At 32.4% G+C, this 558-nt stretch carries 1 protein-coding gene; it reads right to left on the reverse strand.

All coding sequences use genetic code 11. The features are described from left to right. Positions 1-514: DUF1376 domain-containing protein (locus ACFIJZ_RS10150; protein ID WP_375632055.1), on the reverse strand; the 514-nt coding region annotated here is incomplete at its 3' end. Between the last annotated feature and the right edge of the window lie 44 nt (positions 515-558).

Below are 558 nucleotides of genomic sequence, written 5' to 3' on the forward strand. Positions count from 1 at the left end.
CTAAATTTTCAAAATCAATTTCTCTTTTTGATAAAATAATATTTTTATTTTTTTTGTTATTGTTATTGTTAATGTTATTGTTAATGGCATCATCTAGCATTGCATAAGCATTGCTTGTAGCATTGCTATTAGCATTTTTAGCATAATTACAAGCATAGGTTGTATTTTTATCCCATCTTGCCTTTGCTGCCTTTTGTGCTCTTTCTGAAAACTTATTTAAATTATCATTTGAGTTATTGAGTTCCTCTTCAACTCTTAAACTCCACAAACGACCATCTTCTAAACGTATGATCTTCTCATCGCGTAATAAGATGTCTAATGTATTTTTTAGGACTCTCACTGAACAGCCAGCCCACCGTGCTAATTTTGGAGCATCTTCAATAATAGGACGGCGCTCTTCATACATATATAAAACAAGAGTCATATAAAGACCTTTTTCCACTATACTCATGCCACTAACATCAACAATCCATTGTGAAGAAAAAAGCCTCGTCCATGGCAACTTAGTTGACATACTTCACCTCCCTTTCTTTATTATTATTGCAAGTGAAATTATCT

Origin of the sequence: Bartonella sp. CL70QHWL (assembly GCF_042194855.1) — a bacterium.
In the GTDB taxonomy this organism is placed as follows: domain Bacteria; phylum Pseudomonadota; class Alphaproteobacteria; order Rhizobiales; family Rhizobiaceae; genus Bartonella.